This window comes from Rhodothermales bacterium, assembly GCA_039944855.1.
Classification (GTDB): Bacteria; Bacteroidota; Rhodothermia; order Rhodothermales; family JANQRZ01; genus JBBSMX01.
This window is the reverse complement of sequence record JBDUXZ010000024.1, coordinates 141,076-159,984: the sequence shown is the minus strand read 5'-3', so window position 1 is coordinate 159,984 and position 18,909 is coordinate 141,076. Positions and strand designations below refer to the sequence as shown.

At 69.0% G+C, this 18,909-nt stretch carries 17 protein-coding genes; 2 read left to right on the top strand and 15 right to left on the bottom strand.

The genetic code is table 11. From position 1 onward, the window contains the following. Positions 1-3: 3 nt before the first annotated feature. The 3 genes from ABJF88_13440 to ABJF88_13430 form a co-directional block, all read right to left on the bottom strand. Positions 4-2,211, bottom strand: a complete 2,208-nt coding sequence (locus ABJF88_13440; GenBank protein MEP0547933.1) for an FG-GAP-like repeat-containing protein — start codon at positions 2,209-2,211, stop codon at positions 4-6. Between the two features lie 43 nt (positions 2,212-2,254). Then, entirely contained in the window at positions 2,255-3,313 is a 1,059-nt protein-coding gene (locus tag ABJF88_13435) for a bifunctional oligoribonuclease/PAP phosphatase NrnA (protein ID MEP0547932.1), read from the bottom strand. 90 nt (positions 3,314-3,403) lie between these two features. Further along, complete coding sequence (locus tag ABJF88_13430) at positions 3,404-4,078, bottom strand: hypothetical protein (GenBank protein MEP0547931.1); 675 nt, start codon at positions 4,076-4,078, stop codon at positions 3,404-3,406. 201 nt (positions 4,079-4,279) lie between these two features. On the opposite strand from ABJF88_13430, the gene ABJF88_13425 reads away from it, so the two are divergent. Next, positions 4,280-4,453: a hypothetical protein gene (locus tag ABJF88_13425; protein ID MEP0547930.1), complete on the top strand. Its 174-nt coding sequence runs from the start codon at positions 4,280-4,282 to the stop codon at positions 4,451-4,453. A 65-nt stretch (positions 4,454-4,518) separates the two neighbouring features. Then, positions 4,519-4,743 (top strand): cation transporter, encoded by a 225-nt coding sequence (locus tag ABJF88_13420; GenBank protein ID MEP0547929.1) that lies wholly within the window; start codon positions 4,519-4,521, stop codon positions 4,741-4,743. Positions 4,744-4,767: 24 nt separating this feature from the next. Here the strand turns inward: ABJF88_13420 and ABJF88_13415 are convergent, their stop codons facing one another. From ABJF88_13415 to ABJF88_13360, 12 genes are all read right to left on the bottom strand, one after another. After that, a complete protein-coding gene (locus ABJF88_13415) occupies positions 4,768-6,978 on the bottom strand; it encodes an amino acid permease (protein MEP0547928.1) in 2,211 nt (736 codons plus the stop codon). Positions 6,979-7,191: 213 nt separating this feature from the next. Further along, positions 7,192-8,592, bottom strand: a complete 1,401-nt coding sequence (locus tag ABJF88_13410) for an NAD(P)/FAD-dependent oxidoreductase (protein MEP0547927.1) — start codon at positions 8,590-8,592, stop codon at positions 7,192-7,194. 103 nt (positions 8,593-8,695) lie between these two features. After that, entirely contained in the window at positions 8,696-9,415 is a 720-nt protein-coding gene (locus ABJF88_13405) for a hypothetical protein (GenBank protein MEP0547926.1), read from the bottom strand. Between the two features lie 127 nt (positions 9,416-9,542). Beyond that, positions 9,543-10,187: an NAD(P)H-binding protein gene (locus ABJF88_13400; GenBank protein MEP0547925.1), complete on the bottom strand. Its 645-nt coding sequence runs from the start codon at positions 10,185-10,187 to the stop codon at positions 9,543-9,545. A 94-nt stretch (positions 10,188-10,281) separates the two neighbouring features. After that, entirely contained in the window at positions 10,282-11,364 is a 1,083-nt protein-coding gene (locus ABJF88_13395; GenBank protein MEP0547924.1) for a phosphotransferase family protein, read from the bottom strand. Continuing rightward, positions 11,364-12,557, bottom strand: coding sequence for an acyl-CoA dehydrogenase family protein (locus ABJF88_13390; protein ID MEP0547923.1), 1,194 nt, complete (start codon positions 12,555-12,557; stop codon positions 11,364-11,366). Before ABJF88_13390 ends, ABJF88_13395 begins: the two co-directional genes overlap by 1 nt. Before the next feature lie 133 nt (positions 12,558-12,690). Beyond that, complete coding sequence (locus ABJF88_13385; GenBank protein MEP0547922.1) at positions 12,691-13,473, bottom strand: glucose 1-dehydrogenase; 783 nt, start codon at positions 13,471-13,473, stop codon at positions 12,691-12,693. A gap of 8 nt (positions 13,474-13,481) precedes the next feature. Beyond that, positions 13,482-14,480: a zinc-binding dehydrogenase gene (locus ABJF88_13380; protein ID MEP0547921.1), complete on the bottom strand. Its 999-nt coding sequence runs from the start codon at positions 14,478-14,480 to the stop codon at positions 13,482-13,484. Then, complete coding sequence (locus ABJF88_13375; GenBank protein ID MEP0547920.1) at positions 14,473-15,537, bottom strand: formate/nitrite transporter family protein; 1,065 nt, start codon at positions 15,535-15,537, stop codon at positions 14,473-14,475. Before ABJF88_13375 ends, ABJF88_13380 begins: the two co-directional genes overlap by 8 nt. A 79-nt stretch (positions 15,538-15,616) precedes the next feature. Then, a complete protein-coding gene (locus tag ABJF88_13370; protein MEP0547919.1) occupies positions 15,617-16,384 on the bottom strand; it encodes an NRDE family protein in 768 nt (255 codons plus the stop codon). Between the two features lie 125 nt (positions 16,385-16,509). Further along, positions 16,510-16,926, bottom strand: coding sequence for a hypothetical protein (locus ABJF88_13365; GenBank protein ID MEP0547918.1), 417 nt, complete (start codon positions 16,924-16,926; stop codon positions 16,510-16,512). 58 nt (positions 16,927-16,984) lie between these two features. Then, positions 16,985-18,874, bottom strand: coding sequence for a choice-of-anchor J domain-containing protein (locus ABJF88_13360; protein MEP0547917.1), 1,890 nt, complete (start codon positions 18,872-18,874; stop codon positions 16,985-16,987). Between the last annotated feature and the right edge of the window lie 35 nt (positions 18,875-18,909).

Genomic DNA, 18,909 nt, shown 5'->3' with positions numbered 1-18,909 from the left:
GCGCTAACGCAGCCGCAGCAGCTTCTGCGTGTCGAGCACGCGGTCGCCGGCGGTGAGGCGGGCGACGTACACCCCGCTCGGGGCCGGCACGCCCGCCGCCGTCGTCCCGTCCCACGCGACGGTGTGGACCGCCGCCGGGGAGCGGAGCGGCCACGCCCGCAGCGCCCGGCCGACGGCGTCGAAGAGCGTCAGCGTCATCGGCGCCTCGCCCCCGCTGACCCGCAGCGTCGTCGCCTCGCCGAAGGGATTGGGGAAGCTCTCGACGCGGGCGCCGCTCGGCGCCGGGAGCGGCGCGGCGCTCGACGTCGTGATCCGCCGGTTGTCGAGGTAGAGCAGGCCCCCGGCGAGGTCGCCCGCGAGGATGTCGAGGTCGCCGTCGCCGTCGAGGTCGGCCGTGGCGGGGGCCGTGTTGTAGCGGAGCGTCCCCGCCTCCAGCGGCTGCTGCTCGAACTGCGGCGCCGTCGGCGTCCCGACGTTGCGGAAGAAGAGGATGTCGTCGGTCTCCGTCCCGACGAGGAGGTCCGCGTCGCCGTCGCCGTCGAGGTCCGTGAGGTGCGGCGCGCTGAAGCGGCCGACGTCGAAGCCGTCGGGGAGGCCGAGCGCCGTCACGTCGGTCTCGACGAAGTTCGGGACCTGCGGCGAGCCGTCGTTGCGGAAATAGTTCAGCGTGCCGGCGAACTCGCCGACGAGGAGGTCGAGGTCGCCGTCGCCGTCGAGGTCGGCGAGCGTCGGCGTCGCGACGGAGCCCACGTCGAGGTCTTGCAGCGCCTCGACGGTCAGCTCATAGCCCGAGCCGGTGTTGAGGAGGAAGGCGAGCCGCCCGCCGAACGTGCCGACGAGGAGGTCGCGCTGCCCGTCGCCGTCGAGGTCAGCGAAGACGGGGGCGTAGTGGTTGGCGAAATCCACGTCGAGCGCGAGGTAGTCGTCCTCGGCGAGGCGGTATGACGGCATCGTTGCCGTACCGACGTTCTCGAAGCGGAAGAGCGTGCCGCGCTGTGGCCCGTCCGGGTTCGGGTCGAACCCGCTGCCGACGAGGAGGTCCGCGTCGCCGTCGCCGTCGAGGTCCTCGAACGCGGGGTAGCTCGCGCGGCCCACGTCGACGGCGTCGATCAGCCGGCTCGTCCGCTCGACGAAGTCCGGCTCCGTCGGCGTGCCCGTGTTCTCGAGGTAGTAGAGGTTCGCCGCGATGCTCACCGTCGTCGAGCAGAACCCGCCGACGATGCCGATGACGAGGTCGAGGTCGCCGTCGCCGTCCGCGTCACCGAACGTCGGCACGTTGTAGCCGCCCGACGTGACGGGATTGCCGAGGGGGTACGTCTCCGAAACGAGCACCATGTTCGGGTCCGTCGGCGTGCCCGTATTCTGGAAGAAGTAGAGGCTCGGGGTGAAGAAGTCGCCCCAGAACAGGTCGAGGGTGCCGTCGCCGTCGAGGTCGGCGAAGGCGAGCGCGTTCTGCCCGTGGAGCGTGCCGCGCCCGCCCGACGTGCCGCCGGAGGTCCCGTTCACCGGACCGTCGGGCATGATGAAGAACGGCTCGTCTCCCCCGCCTCCGCACGTTGGGTTCGACTCGAAGATCACGAGGTCGCTGAACTGCTCGCCCGCGAACTCGTACTGCGGGACGCCATCGGCGAGACCGGTGTGGCGGTACCAGCGGATCTTCCCGCTGTCGGCGCGGCCGAGGAAGAGGTCGAGGTCGCCGTCGGCGTCGATGTCGGCGAGGGCCGGGACGTTCGGGTCCTCGGGGTTCACCGGCTCGCCCGCCGTGTCGAGGAGCGGATCGGCGCGGAGTTCGAACGCGGCGTCCGTCGCCGAGCCGGTGTTCTCGAAGAACCGGACCTGCCCCGACGAGCGCTGCGTCAGCAGGTCGAGGTCGCCGTCGCTGTCGAGGTCGCCGAGTTGGAACCACGAGCCGGCGTCGACGGCGGCGTACCGATCCGTGCGCCACGCGAACGTCGGCCCCGCGCTCCCGCCGACGTTCTCGAAGTAGGTCACGCGCCCCTGCTCTTCGAGGATGAAGAGGTCGGCGTCGCCGTCCGCGTCGATGTCCGCGAGCTGCGTCCGGGGGTTGTTGAAGCCGCCCGCGAAGGGCAGCGCGTACGGCTCGCCGTCGCTGCCGAGCACGGGGAACGGGGTGATCTGCCGCTCGAAGTCGAGCGGTTGCGCAGCGACGGCCGGCGCGAAAAGCAGAAGGAGCAGGAGAGGTCGGAGCATGAGCGAGGAAGAGAGCGTAACCGGGACGGGACGGGGAAGCGGGTCAGAGCTTGCCCTGGAACGAGGCGAGGAGCGCGAGGTCTTCGTCTTTGATCTCGTCGCTGACCTCGTACTCCTCGCCGAGATCGAGGTGCTTCGGCGCGGCGGCTATGACGCGGTCGATGACCTCGCGGAGCGGCTCGCGGATGTACGCCCCGGCCGCGTTGCGGTGGCCGCCGCCGCCGAATGCACGCGCCCACCCGTTGATGGCGAGCGCACCTTTGGAGCGGAACGAGCACTTGATTCCCGACGGCGTTTCGAGGAAGATGACGGCGGCGCGGACGCCCTCCATCGAGAGCGGGTAGCTCACGATCCCCTCCGCCTCGTCCGAGCGCGCCCCGACGCCGTTCATCGCGTCGAGCGAGACGACGACGTAGGCGAGTTGCCCGTCGTAGACCGTCGTGATCGTGTCGAGCGCGCGGGAGAGCAGCCGCAACGTGCTCGGCATCCGCGTGTCGAAGATGGCGACGTGGATGGGTTCGGGGGCGATGTCGCCGCGCTCCAGCAGGTCGGCGGTGATCTGGTGGACGCGGGCCGTCGTCGAGCCGTAGCGGAACGAGCCGGTGTCGGTCATGATCGCGGCGTAGAGCGCCGTGGCGATCTCGCCGTCGATGAGGTCGGCGTCGTGCGCCGCGATGAGGTCGTAGATCAGCTCGCCCGTCGCGGCGGCCTCGGTCCTGAGGAGCTGGTGGTCGAACCACGTCTCGGGATTCGGGTGGTGATCGATGAGCAGCTTCACGCCCGGCGCGTCGCGCCAACTCGGCCCGAGCTTCCCGATCCGCTCCTCCACGCCCGTATCGACGACGACGAGCGCGTCGGCCTCGGCGATCCGCTTGAGCTGCTTGAGCGCGCCCGTGAACGTCGTGACCTCGGCGAGGTCCATCATCCACTCGAGGTTGCGCGGGGCCGCGTCCGAGTTGATGAGCGTGACGTCTTTGCCCAGCTTCCGCAGGAACAGACCGAGGCCGATCTGCGAGCCGAGCGCGTCGCCGTCGGGCCGGAGGTGGGTGGTGATGACGACGCGCTCGGCGTCGAGGAGGTGCGAGAGGACCGTGGGGAGCATGGCGGTTCGAGCGGTAAACGGGGCGAGGCAGGTGCCAACGGTCGACGTGTCCAAAGGTTCGACCCGCGCCGCCCCCGCGTTCGCCGCGCCCTACTTCTCGACGCCCACGTCCCGGAGGTCTTTCAGCTCATCGAAGTCGACCTCTTCGAGCGCGTCTTTGAGGTCGTCCATCTCCACGTTCTGCCCGTTCGCCGAGACGAAGAACCGGTCGGCGACGACGAGCTGCAACTCGGAGCGCGGCCGCTCGCCGCTGCGCAGCTTCTCGAACGCGGGATAGCCCTCGAACTCCGTCGTCCGCTCGTACCCATCGCTGCTCTCGCGGTCAACGTCGAGCTGCATCCACGAGGCCCCGAGCATCGTCATCTGCCCGATCCCGCCGGCGTCGACGATCTGGAGGGAGATGCGGCGCTCGCCGTCGTCGCTGCGGTACTCACCCTCGGCCTGGGAGAAGGAGAACCCGGCGATGCCGGTCCGCTCGCCGCTCGCGTCGGTGCGCTCGAAGTCGTCCAACTCTTCCGGGAGGAGGTCGCGGAGCGTGCGAAAGTCGACGGTCTCCGCCGCGCGCCCCTCGCCGCCAAAGGCTCCGCCGAAAGCGTCGGCAATCGAGCCGGCGATGTCGTCGGGGTCGGCCTGCGGCGTGCGCTCGGCATCGCGGACGTCCCGGGCGGCGTCGGAATCGCGGGGTTCGTCGCCGCTGCTGTCGGAGCCGCAGCCGATGAAGGGGAGGAGGGTCAGGCAGAGCGCGAGGCGGAGAAGGCGTCCCATCGTGGTTCTCGTTAAGAGAGACTCGGAGTGATACGCGCGGCCCGATGCTGGAACAGCGAGCGGCGGCGCGCGGCGATATCCACAGTATACACGGGCGGCGGCACCTATTCCAGTTCCTGAGCCCTCGCGTGTTGCGGCTGCACGGGCCTCGGCACGGTGCGTGATTGCGTGGGCATGACACTCACCAACCCTACCGCTCCCATGGCACCGTACCAGTTCTTCCTTCTCTTCGTCGCCGTCCTGTTCATTGGCGTCGCGGCGGTGACTCTCAATCAGGCTGCGAATACGGAGGAAGCGACGCCCTCGCACGTCGTCGTCGAGAGCGTGCCGGACGTGCCCGTAACGCCCGCCGCGTCCGATACGGTCCGTCTCTAGCCGAACCCGCGTGTCCGCCGGGGGTTGAAGGGGCGTATTCGCCTCTCCCCCATCCCCCTTCTCTCATGAGCACCATCAAAGCGGACTACCACATCGAAGGCATGAGCTGCCGCCACTGCATCGACGCGGTGGAAGGCGAGCTCAAACAGATCGACGGCCTCGCCGTCGAGGAGGTCGCCATCGGTCGGGCGCGCGTGCGCTACGAAGCGAACGACGTCACGCCGTCCGACATCGAAGCGGCCATCGACGAAGCCGGCTACAGCGTGCAGTCGGTCGAGCAGATCGCCTGAGGTTCGGGCCCGTCGCCCACCGGGTCACTCCCCCTGCAAGAGGGCGCCCTGCGGCTGTCCGTTGCACACCATGACCACGCTGCCCACGGCTTGGGCGAGCGTGTGGAGCCGTTCACCGTAAGCCTTCGACGCATCGGCATCGGGCCGTTGCATGCCGAGGAACGTCAGGTCGGCCTCCGCGCTGTGCTCGGCCAGCAGGTCCGCGATCGGCCGCGCCGGGTCTTTGCGCACGATGATGCGGACCGTCGCCTCCACGCGGACCTCGGCGAGGAGCGCTTCCGTCGCCGCCTGCGTCTGCTCGACGCCCTCTTCGCTGTCCACGATGCGGAGGACGCGGAGCTCGGCGCGGTCCCACGCGCGGTGCTCGTGGACGAGGTGGGCGAGGAGCAGCATGAGGTCGGCATTCCCGCCGCGCCCGCCCCACCACACATTGATCACGCGCCGCTGTCCGAATCCACGCGCGGAATCGACGTTGAGGAAGAGGACGGACTTCTGGAGGTCGGTCATATTGCGGAGCACCTCCATCAGCAGGGCGCGGCCCTCGGGCGTCCCGCTCCACCCCATCATCACGGCGTTCGATTCGAGCTGCCCGATGCCATGCGCCTGGGCTACGGAGACGGCGCCGCGCGCGAAGTCGGGCACGATCTGCGCTTCGGCAAAGGCGGCCATCCGCCGGTCCTTGATGTACGAGCGGATGTGGCGCCGCGCCGTCTCGCGCAGCTTCGGCTTGTTCGGCTGATCGACGGCCCCGGTGATGAGCTGGGAGAACGTCACGATGCCGCGGCCGAGGCTGAGCCACTCGGCGAGGGCGACGAGGTGCTCGCGGTTGTGCGGCTGCCCGGTGAACACCATGATGTTCGGGCGCCAGTTGCGGGCGTGCTCGGCCGGCTGCCGTTCGAGGTGGAGCAGGGCGTAGCGCGCGAGCGAGGTCCAGATCCCGCTGCGGACGTCGCCCCACGTCCGCACCATCCGCCGCCGACTTAGGGCGAAGAAGAGGCCGTAAGAGAACACGATCGCCGCCGCCGTCGCGGGCACGTTGATGAGGAACATCGCGCCGTAGCAGCCGAGCGCGCCGAGGAGGGACACCCACAGCGGGATGTCGAAGCGCGGGCGGAAGCTGGGATTCCCGACGAGCCGCTCGATCGCGCCGACGAGGTTCACCATCCCGTACGTGTTGAGGAAGAACATCGTGATGATGGGCGCGACGAAGTCGAGGTCGCCCATCCAGATCACGCCGACGGCGACGGCGCCGGTGATGAGCACGGCCATGCGCGGCTCGGTCGGGCTGCCGAGGTTCGCCGCCATCCACTTCGGCGTGACGCGGTCGTTCGCGACGGCCTGCAGCGTGCGCGGCGCGGCGAGCACGCTGCCGAGCGCCGACGACAGCGTGCTCGCCGCCACGCCCGCGAGAATCAGCGCGGGCACGCTCGCGATCCGCTCCATCGAGAGGTTGTCGGCGATGAGCACGTCGGCCGGGAGTTGGAAGGCGAACCACACGGCGGCGGCGATGTAGATCAGCGCCGTCACGACGATCGACGCGATCGTCCCGCGCGGGATGCTCCGGCTCGGGTCCTTGAGGTCGCCCGAGAGCGAGATGCCGACCTCGATCCCCGTCACCGCCGGGAAGAACACGGCGAAGACGATCCAGAAGTTGATCCCCTCGGTGAACTGCGGCATCAGGTTCGGCTCGACGAAATCGCCCCAGCCGCCGGTGAAGAACGACACGAGCGCGGCGGCGAGGATCGCGAGGATGCCGTACTGGATCTTCAGCGCGAAGTCGGCCCCGACCCACGCGATCACGACGAACACGAGCGCGACGACCGTGGCAATGACAGCCGGGCTGTAGGCCGCGAAGAACGGCATCGCCGAGACGGCCTCGGTGAAGCCGATGATGTAGAACGCGACGGAGATCGCCTGCGACAGATACAGCGGGATCCCGATCGCCCCGCCGATTTCGAGCCCGAGCGAGCGCGAGATGAGGTAGTAGTTCCCCCCCGCCTTCACGTCCATGCTCGTCGCGATCGCCGAGAGCGAGAGGCCGGTCAGAAACGAGATCGCGTTCGCGAGCACGATGATGGCGAGCGCGCCCCACAGCCCCGCCTGCCCGACGACCCACCCCGTCCGCAAGAACAGGATGATGCCGAGGATCGTGAGGACGTTCGGGGTGAAGACCCCTTTGAAGGTGCCGAACCGACCGGCAGCGGGAGAAGACGTGGGGGCCGGGCGGTCAGCCATCAGAAAAGTGGAGCGAGAGGAGCCGGGACGGGAGCGGGGCGCAAGCTACGGCAGCGTGGGGCATCATCGGACCCCCCGTTTTTCGCGCGATCGCTGCGCTCCCTGGCGCGAAAAACTGTCCCCCTCGGCGAGGGGGACAGCCGCGCGTAGCGGGGAGCGAGCCCTGCGAGCGACCGCGAGCGTGGCGGGGGGTCCGCCCCGTTCGTGACCACGCTACCCCAGCCTCGCGTCGTGCGAGCCGCCCGGCGCGGGCGAGGTCGGCGCGGTCGCGAGCACGGCGCGGCGCTCGGGCTCCACCTCGTCCGTCTCGGGGAACGTCGTGAGGATGAGCCGTGGCCCGCGGTCGTACGTGAAGTAGTTGTAGACCCAGTTGAGGAGGACGCCGACCTGGTTCCGAAACCCCACGAGCTTGACGACGTGGAGCCCGGCCCACGCGAGCCACGCCGGAAACCCCTTCAGCGTGAACCCGCCGGGGAACTCGACGATCGCGGCGTTGCGGCCGATCGTCGCCATCATGCCGAGATCGCGGTAGCGGAACGGCTCGGGCGCGAGCCCGCGCAGCTCGCGCTCGACGGTGCGCGCAGCGTGGATGCCCTGCTGGATCGCCACCTGCGCCACCTGCGGGTAGAGTTCGCCCTCGGGACTCGTCCCCCCCGCCATGTCGCCGACGACGAACACGTCGGGCCGGCCGGGGATGCGGAGGTGCTCGTCGACCACGACGCGCCCGCCCCGCGTCTGCTCGACGCCGAGTTCGTCGGCGAGCGGGTTCGCGCGGACGCCCGCGCCCCACACGACGGTCTGCGCCGCCAGCGTCTCGCCGCTTTTCAAGTTGAGACCGCGCGCCGTCACGCGCTCGACGGCCGTCTCGGTGCGCACTTCGACGCCACGCTTCTCCAGCACACGCCGCGTGTACGCCCGCAGCTCCGGCTGATACGCCGCCATCAGATCCGGTCCCATCTCGACGAGCACGACGCGCGCCCGGTCCACGTCGAGGCCGGGAAAGTCCTTCACGAGGACACGGTCGAAGAGTTCGATGAGTGCGCCCGCCGTCTCCACGCCCGTCGCCCCGCCGCCGACGACGGCGAACGTGAGCGCGCCCTCTTCGATGAGGCCGGGGTTCCGGTTCGCCGCCTCGAACTGCCCCATGACGTGGCTCCGCAGGTTGACGGCGTCGGAGACGTTCTTAAGCGGGAACGAGAACGTCTCGGCCCCTTCGACGCCGAAGTACGCCGTCGAGGCTCCGGCGGCGAGCAAGAGGTAGTCGTACGAGACGGGCGGGCCGACGTCGACGAGCACCTGCCGCGCGTCGAAGTCGACGCCGAGCACCTTCGCCATGAGGAAGTCGAAGTTCTCCTGCCCCTGGAAGATGTGGCGGGCGGGCTGTGTGATCTGCCCCGGCTGGAGCCCCGCCGTGCCGACCTGATACAGCAGCGGCTGGAATTTGTGGTAGTTGTTGCGATCGATGAGGAGCACGTCGACGGGCGCTTTCCGCAGCGCGCGGACGGCTTCGAGCCCGCCGTGGCCCGTTCCGACGACGACGACGCGGGGGCGCGGCTGCATCCCGTCGGCGGCGGGGGCGGCATCGACAGAGCGAATGGGAGTGGGGTGAGGCATCAGATCATCTCGGCGGGTGGCGGGGTTCGTCTCTGTACGACCCAGACTCCGCGGGGTTGACCTCCCCGCCGAAGCTTAACAGAACCGGCCCGCCCTCGCGCGACTACGGCACCCGCAGATCGACGTACGGGCTGGTCTCGGGCGCGACGAGTTCGAGCGCCTCCGGCCCACCGACGGGCTCCCACGTCTCGGACTCGCACGAGGCGCGGGCGTAGCGCTCGACCGTGAACGTCGGCCCCGGAAGCGCCGTCACGTGGGTCGCCGAGGACCCATCGTACCCCGCCGCGCAGGAGTCGTCGAGGAGGGACGTAGACCCCCAGTCGGCCAGCCCCTCCGTCCCGAAGGACGCGAGCGTCACGCTCCGGCTCACCTGCCCTCCCATCCCGAACTCCCCGGTGAGCGCGAGTTCGTCGCGCCCGTCGCCGTCGAGGTCGGGTACAGCGGAGAGCCCCTGCGCAACGCCCTCGAACGCAACGTTGCGAACGAGCCGGTCGCCTTCGACGACGGCGAGGCCCGTCTTCGGACAGCAGCGGGGCCACACGCTCATAACGAACAGGACTGCCTGCTGCTGGGCACCGGGCTCGGTGAATGCGCCCTCCGCGACGGCGAAGATGCGCAGGTCTTCCTCGTAGCTCGCGTCCTTCCCCTGCCAGTACGACCGGGCTGCCGCGCTCGCCTGCTGCATCGGCGCGGCCGTCGCCCACGCCGACAGATCGACCCATTCACTACCGCTACGCCCGTCGGCGATTTCAACGGGAGTTTGGGCGTAGGCGCACCCGAGCAAGGCGGCGCAGGAAAGCGTGACGGCGAGGGCGAGGCGCATCGGAGGCGGCGGCTGGTTGCAGCAAATGTGCATCCACCGCAAGCTGTGCGCAACGGGTGCCAACCTAAATATTTTCAATTCCGTGCCTCCCTCCTCGCTCGGCACACCGGCCCCGCGACCTGCGCGGTCACGCACCCGTCACGTGGGGCTCGGCGCGGTGGTACTCCCCGCCCGTCGCCTCGGCTAGCATGAAATCGGCGACGTCGGCGCGGGCGACGCTGGCGCCGGGGCCGAGCGCGAGGATGCCGTGGCGGTAGCGGCCGGAGTGCGGGGCGTCGGTGAGCCGCGGCGGGCGGACGACGGCGTAGTCGAGGTCAGAGGCGCGGAGGACCTCGGCGTGGCCCTCGCCGTCGGCGAGGATCTTCCCGGCGACGAGCTGCATCACGCCGCGCATGAGCTTCCCGCCGAGCGAGCGCTCGGGGTCGCCGGGAGCCTCGACGCCGGCGCCGGTTTCGCTCACGATGCGGCGGACGCCGTGGGCCTCCATCGCCCGGACGATGTTCCGCGTGCCCTCGGTCTGCACGAGGCCCTCTTTCGGAACGGGCGCGAGGCACGACACGACGGCGTCGGCGCCCTCGACGGCGCGGGCGACGGCGTCGTAGTCGCGGACGTCGCCGGTGACGGCGGTGAGGCGTTCGTTCGAGAGGTCCTGCTGGGCGGCGAGCTTGTCGCGGTTGCGGACGAAGGCGGTGACGGTGTGGCCGGCGGCGAGGGCTTGCGTGACGACCTCCCGGCCGGTGCGGCCGGTGGCGCCGAAGACGGCGATTCGCATGATCGGAGCGGTGAAGTGGAGGGGGCGGAGACACGCGCGGGGTCCCCCCTCCTGTTCCCGCCCTGCCGTACGGCCGGGTTAGCCGGGCAGCCCGTCACCCGAGCCCGCTGATCCGGCCGCGCTCGATCGCTCGCTCGGCGGTCTGCCCGCAGACACGGACGGCGTGGATCAGCCCGGCGAACCGCTCGTCCGCCGTGTGGCCGAGCACGTAGCGCTTGTAGATCTGCTGCACGATCACGGCGAGCTTGAACAGGCCGTAGACGTAGTAGAACACCGGCTGCTCGACCGTCCGTCCCGTCGCCCGTTCGTAGCGCGCGACGAGTGCCTCGCGCGTCGGATTCCCCGGCAGCGTCGTCGGGCTGAGCGCGAGCATCTGCAGCACGTGCGAGTCGTCGGGCTCGACCCAGTAGCCGAGCGTCGAGCCCAGATCCATCAGCGGGTCGCCGACCGTCGCCATCTCCCAGTCGAGCACGGCGCGGACGCGCGTACAATCCCCAGCGTCGAGGACGAGGTTGTCACACTTGTAGTCGTTGTGGATTAGAGTGACTCCAGACTCCGGTGGCAGGTTGGCGTCGAGCCACGCGGCGACGCGGTCGATCTCGGACACGTCGTCGGTCTTCGCCCGCTGGTAGCGCCGCGTCCAGCCGTCGACCTGCCGCTGCACGTAGCCCTCGGGCTGGCCGAAGTCGGCGAGCCCGGCCGCGTCGAGGTCGAGGCTGTGCAAGTCGGCGAACGTGTCGACGAAGGCGTCGGCGATGCCCGCCATCGTCGCGGGGTCGGGCTGCATCGCGGGTGGCATCTGGCCTCGGAGGATCACGCCGCGCACACGCTCCATCAGGTAGCACGGCGCGCCGAGCACATCCCCGCCGTCGAAGGCGAGCGGCTCGGGGACGGGGACGCGCCCGTGGAGCCGCTGGAGGATCGTGAACTCTCGCTCCATGTCGTGCCCGCCCTTCACGTTCGCGCCGAACGGCGGGCGGCGGAGGACGAGGTCGCGCTCGCCGACGCGAACGAGGTACGTCAGGTTCGAGAACCCGCTCGGGAACTGCTCAACGGTCACGTCGCCATCGAGCTCGACGTGTTCGCGGAGGAACGCGGCGAGCGCGCGTTCGTCGAGCGCTTCGCCCGTGCGGACGGGCTTCGGCCGGTCGATCCAATCGCGGGGCGCGTCGGGCATCAGTTCCGGAGATCGAGCCCGTAGCCCTTCATCACCTCACGGGCCACGACGGATTTGTGGACTTCATCGGGGCCGTCATAGATCCGCGCGCCGCGCTCGTGGCGGTACCAAAAGGACAGCAGCGTGTCGTCGGTGACGCCGAGCGCACCATGCGTTTGAATGGCCCGGTCGAGCACCCGCATCAGCACATCCGCGACGTGGAACTTGATAGCGGAGATCGCGGCGCGGGCCACGCGTGCGCCGTCGCGCTCGACGCGGTCGGCGGCGTCGAGCACGAGAAGTCGGGCGGCGTCGATCTCGGCGCGGCTCTCGGCGATCCAGAACTGCACGGCCTGCCGCGTCGCGAGCGGCTTGCCCGGCGACAGCTCCCGCTCCGCCGCGCGCCGGCACAACAGGTCGAGCGCCCGCTCGCACACACCGATCCACCGCATGCAATGGTGGATGCGCCCCGGACCGAGCCGCTCTTGGGCGATGAGGAAGCCCGCGCCCTCGTCGCCGAGCCGGTTGGCCACGGGCACGCGGCAATCGGTGAACCGGACTTCGGAGTGCGAGAACCAGCCGCGCCCCTCGTCGCCCATCACCGGGATACGGCGGACGTGCTCGAAGCCCGCCGTGTCGGTCGGCACGATGAACTGACTGGCGCGGGCGTAGCGGCTCTCCGCCTCGGGATTCGTCACCGCCATCACGATTGCGAAGGCCGCGCCGTCGGCCGCCGTCGTGAACCATTTGTGGCCGTCGATCACGTAGTCGTCGCCGTCGCGCCGCGCCGTCGTCGAGAGGACGGCGGGGTTCGAGCCGGCGTGCTCGGGCTCCGTCATCGCGAAGCAGGAGCGAACGTCGCCCCGGAGGAGCGGTTCGAGGAAGTGGGAGCGCTGGTCGTCGGTCGCGTGCTCCAGAAGAATCTCCATGTTGCCCGCGTCCGGCGCCTGCGCGTTGCAGACGACGTGCCCGAGCGGGCTCGTCCCGAGCGCTTCGCTGACGCGACCAAATTCGGGCAGCGTCAGCCCGAGCCCGCCCGCAGCTTCCGCCAACTGCGGGTTCCACAGCCCGACCTCCTTCGCCTCCGCCCGCGCTGCTTCGATGCCCGCTTCAAGCGCGTCGTAATCGTGCGCGAGGAGGTGCTCTTCGAGCGGCCGGACGGTGTCGCGCACGAAGTCGCGGACACGCGGGAGGAGGTCAGAAATGTCGGGCATCGAATCGGATCTGCTTGGGGATGATGTGCTACTGAGGCGAAGGTAGAGACGCGCCATGTCGCGTCTCTACGGAGTGGCACACGGCCATAAAATGCTGTGGTACGCGGCCGGAGCAGAGGTGCCACCCGCCGCGTCAGATCAGCATGTAGCCGCCGTCGGCGAGGTAGACGCCGCCGGTGCAGTAGCTCGCGGCGTCGGAGGCGAGGAACACGGCGAGGCCCGCCATCTCCTCGGCCTGTCCGATCCGCCCGAGCGGCAGCCGCCTCTCCAGCTTGCCGAGGAGGGCGTCGTTTTCCCACATCACCCGGCTGAACTTCGTCTGGATGAAACCGGGGCAGATCGCGTTCGCGCGGACGCCGTCCGGCCCCCACTCCTTCGCGAAGGTCTGCGTGAGGTTGATCAGCGCGGCCTTGCTCACGCTGTACATCCCGATCCCCCGCTCCGGATTCAGCCCGCCGATCGAGGCGATGTTGACGATGCTGCCGCCGCCGCGCGCGCGCATCGACGGGAGCGCGCGCTTGCACAGCTCGAACGGCCCGCGCAGGTTCACGTCGAAGATCTTGTCGAAGGCGTCGCCGTCGGTGTCCTCGACGGGCCCAAAAGCGGGGTTCGCCGCCGCGTTGTTGACGACGATGTCGATCCCGCCGCGCTCGTCCACGACGCGGTCGACGAACGCGTGGATGGCTTCGACGTCGCCCATGTGGCAGGCGAGGGCCGAGGCTTCGTAGCCGTCGGTGCGGATCGATTCGGCGACGGCGTCGACGGCATCCTGTTTCCGGCTGCTGACGACGACGTGGGCGCCGAACTCGGCGAGCCCGCGCGCGATCGCCTCGCCGATGCCTTTCGACGCCCCCGTGACGACGGCGATTTTCCCATCGAGCCGGAAACGCTGGGCGATGCTGGATGATGTCTGCATAGAGCCTCTCAGAGTTTGACGACGACTTTCCCTTTGCTTTGCCCGCTGTGGAGGTATTCGACGGCGTCGACGATGGACTCGACGCCTTCGAACAAGCGCTCGTCGATGGCGACGTCGAGCTTACCCTCGCGGACGAGGCCCATCAGCTTGAGCGTGTGCGCCTGATACTGCTCGCGGAAGTGCGGCAGGAAGAACCCGTGGATCGACGCCGACCGGCCGAGGAGTTGGGTGTAGATCCGGGGCCGCTCGACCGCCTCGACGCCGTCGACGTACTCGCTGACGTAGCCGATGCACAGCATCCGCCCCCGCTGGGCGAGCGCACCGAGCGCCGCGTCGAAGAGGCCGCGCCCGACGCTTTCGTAGACGAGGTCCACGCCCTTCCGGTACTCGCGCTTCAGCACCGATGCCACATCCTCCGCGCGGTAGTTGACCGGGCGGTCGCAGCCGAGGCGGCGGAGGAGGTCGGCCTTCTCGTCGTTCCCGCACGTCCCGATGACGTGGTTGCCGGCGAGGTGCGCGAGCTGGACGGCGAACTGCCCCGTCCCCCCCGCCGCCGCCGTCACGAGGACCGTCTCGCCCTCCCCCATCCGCGCCACTTCATTGAGCGCGATCGACGCCGTGAGGCCGCTGACGAAGATCGACAGCACCTCGGGCGAGGCCTCGGGGACGGGCACGGCGTGGCGCACGTTGACGAGTTGGAACTCGCGGTATCCACCGCCCAAGCCTCCGGTGGCGACGGCGTCGCCGGGGCTAAATCCCTTCACGTCCGGCCCGACGGCCTCGACCACACCGACCGCCTCGGCACCGAGATCGAAGGGGAGCGTTGGGTCCGCTGCGTAGCGGCCGGCAGTGATGTTCACGTCGGTCGCGTTGACACCGGCGTAGCGGTTGCGGACGAGGAGCTGGCCCGGCCCCGGCTCAGGGACCGACGCTTCGACGAGCTCGGCGGCCTCGCGGAAGTGCGGCGTGAGGGTCGTGGCGATCAGCTTGCGGTAGGTATCAGGCATGGGCGGGGGTCTCATCGGTGGGGATCGGGCGGTCGAGCATGCTCTCCTCCTCCACGGCGCGGTCGGGCCGGTCGCCGGGCGGCTGGGCCTTCTTCGCCTCGCCCGGTTCGAGCCCGAAGAGGAACTCCCGCCACGTCAGCGTGAGCTCGCCGCAGTCGCGGTCGGGGAAGCGGCGCTCGCGCGTCTGCGCGTTGTTGAGGATGGCGACGAGGAGCACGCCGCCAACGGTGTTGCCGAGCACGACGGCGCTGAAGAAGTGCCCGAAGTCGCCGAACCCGGCCTCGCCCTGGAACATGAGATAGAACACCTCGCAGGCGCCGGTGATGCAGTGGAAGAGGTCGGCGCTCGGGATGATGAACATGATAAAGAAGACGATGAAGAACCGGCTCACGGTGTCGCGCGCGGCGTGGTTCAGCCACACCATGCTCGCCACGAGCCAGCCCGCGATGACCGCTTTCCAGAACAGCGGACCCCACGCCGTCTCGATCCCGTGCAGCCCGAAGGCCCGCGCAGCGGCGGCGGAGTCGGCGTCGAGCACGCCCGTCTTCGCGAGCATGAACGCCACGAGCGCCGCGCCGAGCACGTTCGCTACGAGCACGACGCCCCACACGCGGAGGAGCTGGGGGATCGCCGCGATCCGCGTGAGCACGAGCGTCACGGGCGTGAGCGTGTTCTCGGTGAACAGTTGATAGCGCCCGAGCACGATGAGGAGGAAGCCGATGGGGTAGAGCAGATTCCCGATGAGCCCGCTCTCGTCGCCGGGGACGGCGGCCGTGCCCGCGCTCCGCGCCATCAGCGTGAGCCCGATCGAGAGCCCGGCGGCGAGGCCCGAGAGGAACAGCAGCCGCGTCGAGCGGACGAACTCCTCGTCGGCCGTGGCGACGAGGCGCTGGAAGATCTCGTCGGTCGAGAAGAGGTCGCGGACGGCGTGGCCGGAGGCCGGGGCGCCGCTCTTCGCGCGGTCGAGGGTGGCGCGCATTTCCTCGCCGGGCCGGGCCGGTTCCTGGGCGTTGATCACGGCGCGGCGGCTCGTACGAGAAGGGGGAGGTTGGGCCATGTGGGATATCGAAGAAAGGGGGCGAGAGCCGCAGCGAAATGCGGGGCGGGGAGGTACACGCCCGAACCGGGATCAGGACTCACGCGAGGCGAAAATCGTAGGCGACCGTGCCCGCCGCCGCGCCGTCCGGCCGGTACGAACGCTCGATGACGCGCGCGGTGCCGTCGCCGCGGACGGTGAGCAGCGTCGTCGCCCGCGTCCCGTACGCCGGGCTGACGATAAAAAGTGGCGAGAGGAACCGCTCCGTCTCGACGCCGACGCCGGTGAGGGGCAGCAGGTCGTCCGGCGCCCGCGTCTCGTCTCGCATGAGGGCGAAGAGGTCCTCCTCGCCGAGCCCATCGTCCTCGACCCACCGCTGGAACCCCTGCCCACCGCGCGCCACCTTCGGCCACGGGTCGTCGAGCGCGCCGTTGCTAAGCCCGAAGAGCCCGGCCCCCAGCCGGCGCGGCGTCGCCATCCGGCTCGAGCTGTACCAGAGGTCGTCGAGCGTGCCGACGAGCAGGTTGAAGCCGCCGTACTCCTGTCGCTCGGCCGTGGCGTCGGCGGCGTAGTCGGCGGGCGCGGCGTCGCCGCGGAGGAAGTCGGCGACGAGGGCGCCGCGCGAGCGGGGCGCTTCCGTGCCCATCCACTCGGGCGCGCGGATGTTCGTCAGCGCCGCCCAGCGGCCGGTCGTCGTGACACCCGACCACGTGCCGCCGGCTTTGAGGTCGCGTCCGGCGAGGACGTGCGGCGCGTCGTCCCAGAACGCCGCCGGGGCCGTCGGCCGCGCGTGCGCCTCGTCCCGATTGGACGCAATGACGAGCGGGTAACGCGGGTGCACCTCGCGGGCGACGAAGAGAACGCACATGGCAACAGACGGCGTAGGGGCTGCTGCCAACCATCACCCGAAGCAACGGTTTCCCATGCCACGCCACTCGGCTTACGCAAGAGGCAGGAGCTCCCGACCGCACGGGCCTCGGCTGCATCGCCCCCTCACTCCGCCCTTCGGTAGGTCCATCGGTCTCCGTCGTCGTCGCGGAAGCTGAACGTGTTGCTCCCAAACGAGAGTGCTACCCGACCGTCGGTCGCTTCGGAGAGAACGGTGTTAGCAACGACACCGCTGACAGTGAGCGTGCCCCCGTCGAGGCTGTAGTTCCCGCCGCCGCTGAGGTCGAAGGGCGGGAGGTCGAGGAACCACGAGTAGGTCCCGTTCTCCCGGAGTGTCCACGTGCTGTTGGAGCCGTCCACCGAACCCGGCGCGCCCTCGATCGCCGTGACCTCCCACGCCCCGACGAGCGTGAACCCCTCCGGCGGCGTGTCCGATCCTTCTTCGCTGCTGTCGCACCCCCCCGCGAGTAGACCGACGGTGAGTAATGCGGTGCAAAAGCCTAGCTGGAGGTGTCGTCGCATGGCCGTCATCGTGTTGTGATCGTTCGTTGCTCGTGCTCCCTCTCACGCTTTGCCCCAATCACTGCATCACCGTGAGCCGCCCCGACCGCACCTCCGTCCCGCCGGGCATCCTCGCCTCGACGCGGTAGAGGTAGACTCCGCTCGCCAGCCCCGCCGCGCGCCACGGGATTCGGTGCTCGCCCGCCGGCAACAGCCCCGGCGTCACCGTCCCCACCTCGCGCCCGAGCACGTCGAATACACGGAGCATAACCTCCGCTGATCCCGGTAGAAAGAAAGCGAAGATGGTCTCCCTAGCAAAGGGGTTCGGATACACGCCACGGAGGTTCCAAGAGCCTGAGGTGGCTTGCTCTTCCGAGGCAACGGTAACGAGCCCACCGATGTCGTCGATGTACCATCCGACGCCGGGATCTGCGCTCCCACCCCCAAGGTTCTCGGAGTGGAAGAAGAATGCGAGTTGCACCTCCTGCCCCGCGTAAGCAGGTAGAGAGCTGGTGCAGAAGAAGGTCCAGACTCCACTACTATTGCTCGTGAACGGTCCACCGATGGTCGTCCATTCGCCTCCTATCTCTCGGATCTGTGTTTCCCCGAAGTCGCCTCCTCCGAAGCTGAACCAGTGCCAGAAGCAAACACGAGAAGTCGCAGTACCGTCGAGTACGAAGACTGGGCTGATGAGTCGACTATCTAATGCGGAATCGGAGTAGTTACCATCTAAGATCGTGGCGGCGCTTTGCTCCCCTGTATTAGCACTTCCCGGCCCGCTTGTGGGGATACCAACCTCCCACGTCCCAAAGTCAGCATGCCACCCTCCAACACCCGTTTCCCAACCTTCTGGGATGTTCACCGGAGGGAGGGAGCCCGTAATGACGGCAATATCGTCGACGTACCAACCGGAGCTGGGGTCCGCGCTCCCACCCCCGAGGTTTTCGGAATGGAAGAAGAGGGCGAGTTGCACCTCCTGCCCCGCATAGGCGCTGAGATCGAGCAACGGCCTCGTCCAGCGGCTCGTGCTATGGGAGGTGTAGTTCGGCGATAGAGCTTCCCACATCGTACCCCCGTCGTTGCTGATCTCGACGCGCCCATAGTCGCCACCGCCAAAGCTCCACCAATGCCAGAACCTCAGCCGTGGGTTCTCAGCTAAGGCAGGGACTGTAAAGAGTGGGCTGATCAGGCGGCTGTCCGGCGCAGAGTCGGCATAATTCCCATCGAGTATTGTGGCCGCGGCCTGCGTTCCTGCAAAGGCACCTCCCGGGCCGCTCGTGGGCTCCCCTACTTCCCATGTGCCGAGCTCAGCGACGACCCAATCGCCAATACCAGCCTCCCAATTCTGTGGGTTATCGAATTCCAGAGGCGGACCCGTAATGACGGCAATATCGTCGACGTACCAACCGGAGCTGGGGTCCGCGCTCCCACCCCCGAGGTTTTCGGAATGGAAGAAGAGGGCGAGTTGCACCTCCTGCCCCGCATAGGCGCTGAGATCGAGCCGAGGGTTCGTCCACCGCTCCGTGCTGTGTGGGAAATAATTCGGCGAAAGCGATTCCCATATGTTTCCTCCGTCCGTGCTGATATCCACCCGCCCAAAGTCGCCGCCACCGAAGCTCACGTAGTGCCAGAATCGCAGCGCCGGGTTCATTTCCGCCGAGGGGACTACGAAGGATGTAAAACGGATGAGCCGGCTGTCGGGCGCAGAGTCGGAGTAGTCCCCGTCAAGCACCGTAGCCCCTACGTTCCCCCCTTCGTAGGCGCTGCCCGGCCCGCTCGTCGGCTCGCCTACCTCCCAGGAACCGTTGTCCACGAACCAGTTGTCAGTGAAGTCGCCTTCCCAATTCTCAGACCACAGCGTATCGGCTTGCGTCGCGGCAGCAGGGAGGGTGAGGAGCACGAGGCCCGAGAGGAACAGGCTGCAAAAGATCGTTTGGATGCAGAGTGTGCGCCTTGTATTGATTCGCATGGTAGAGCCTCGTCGTATTTCGTGTCGGTGTATCT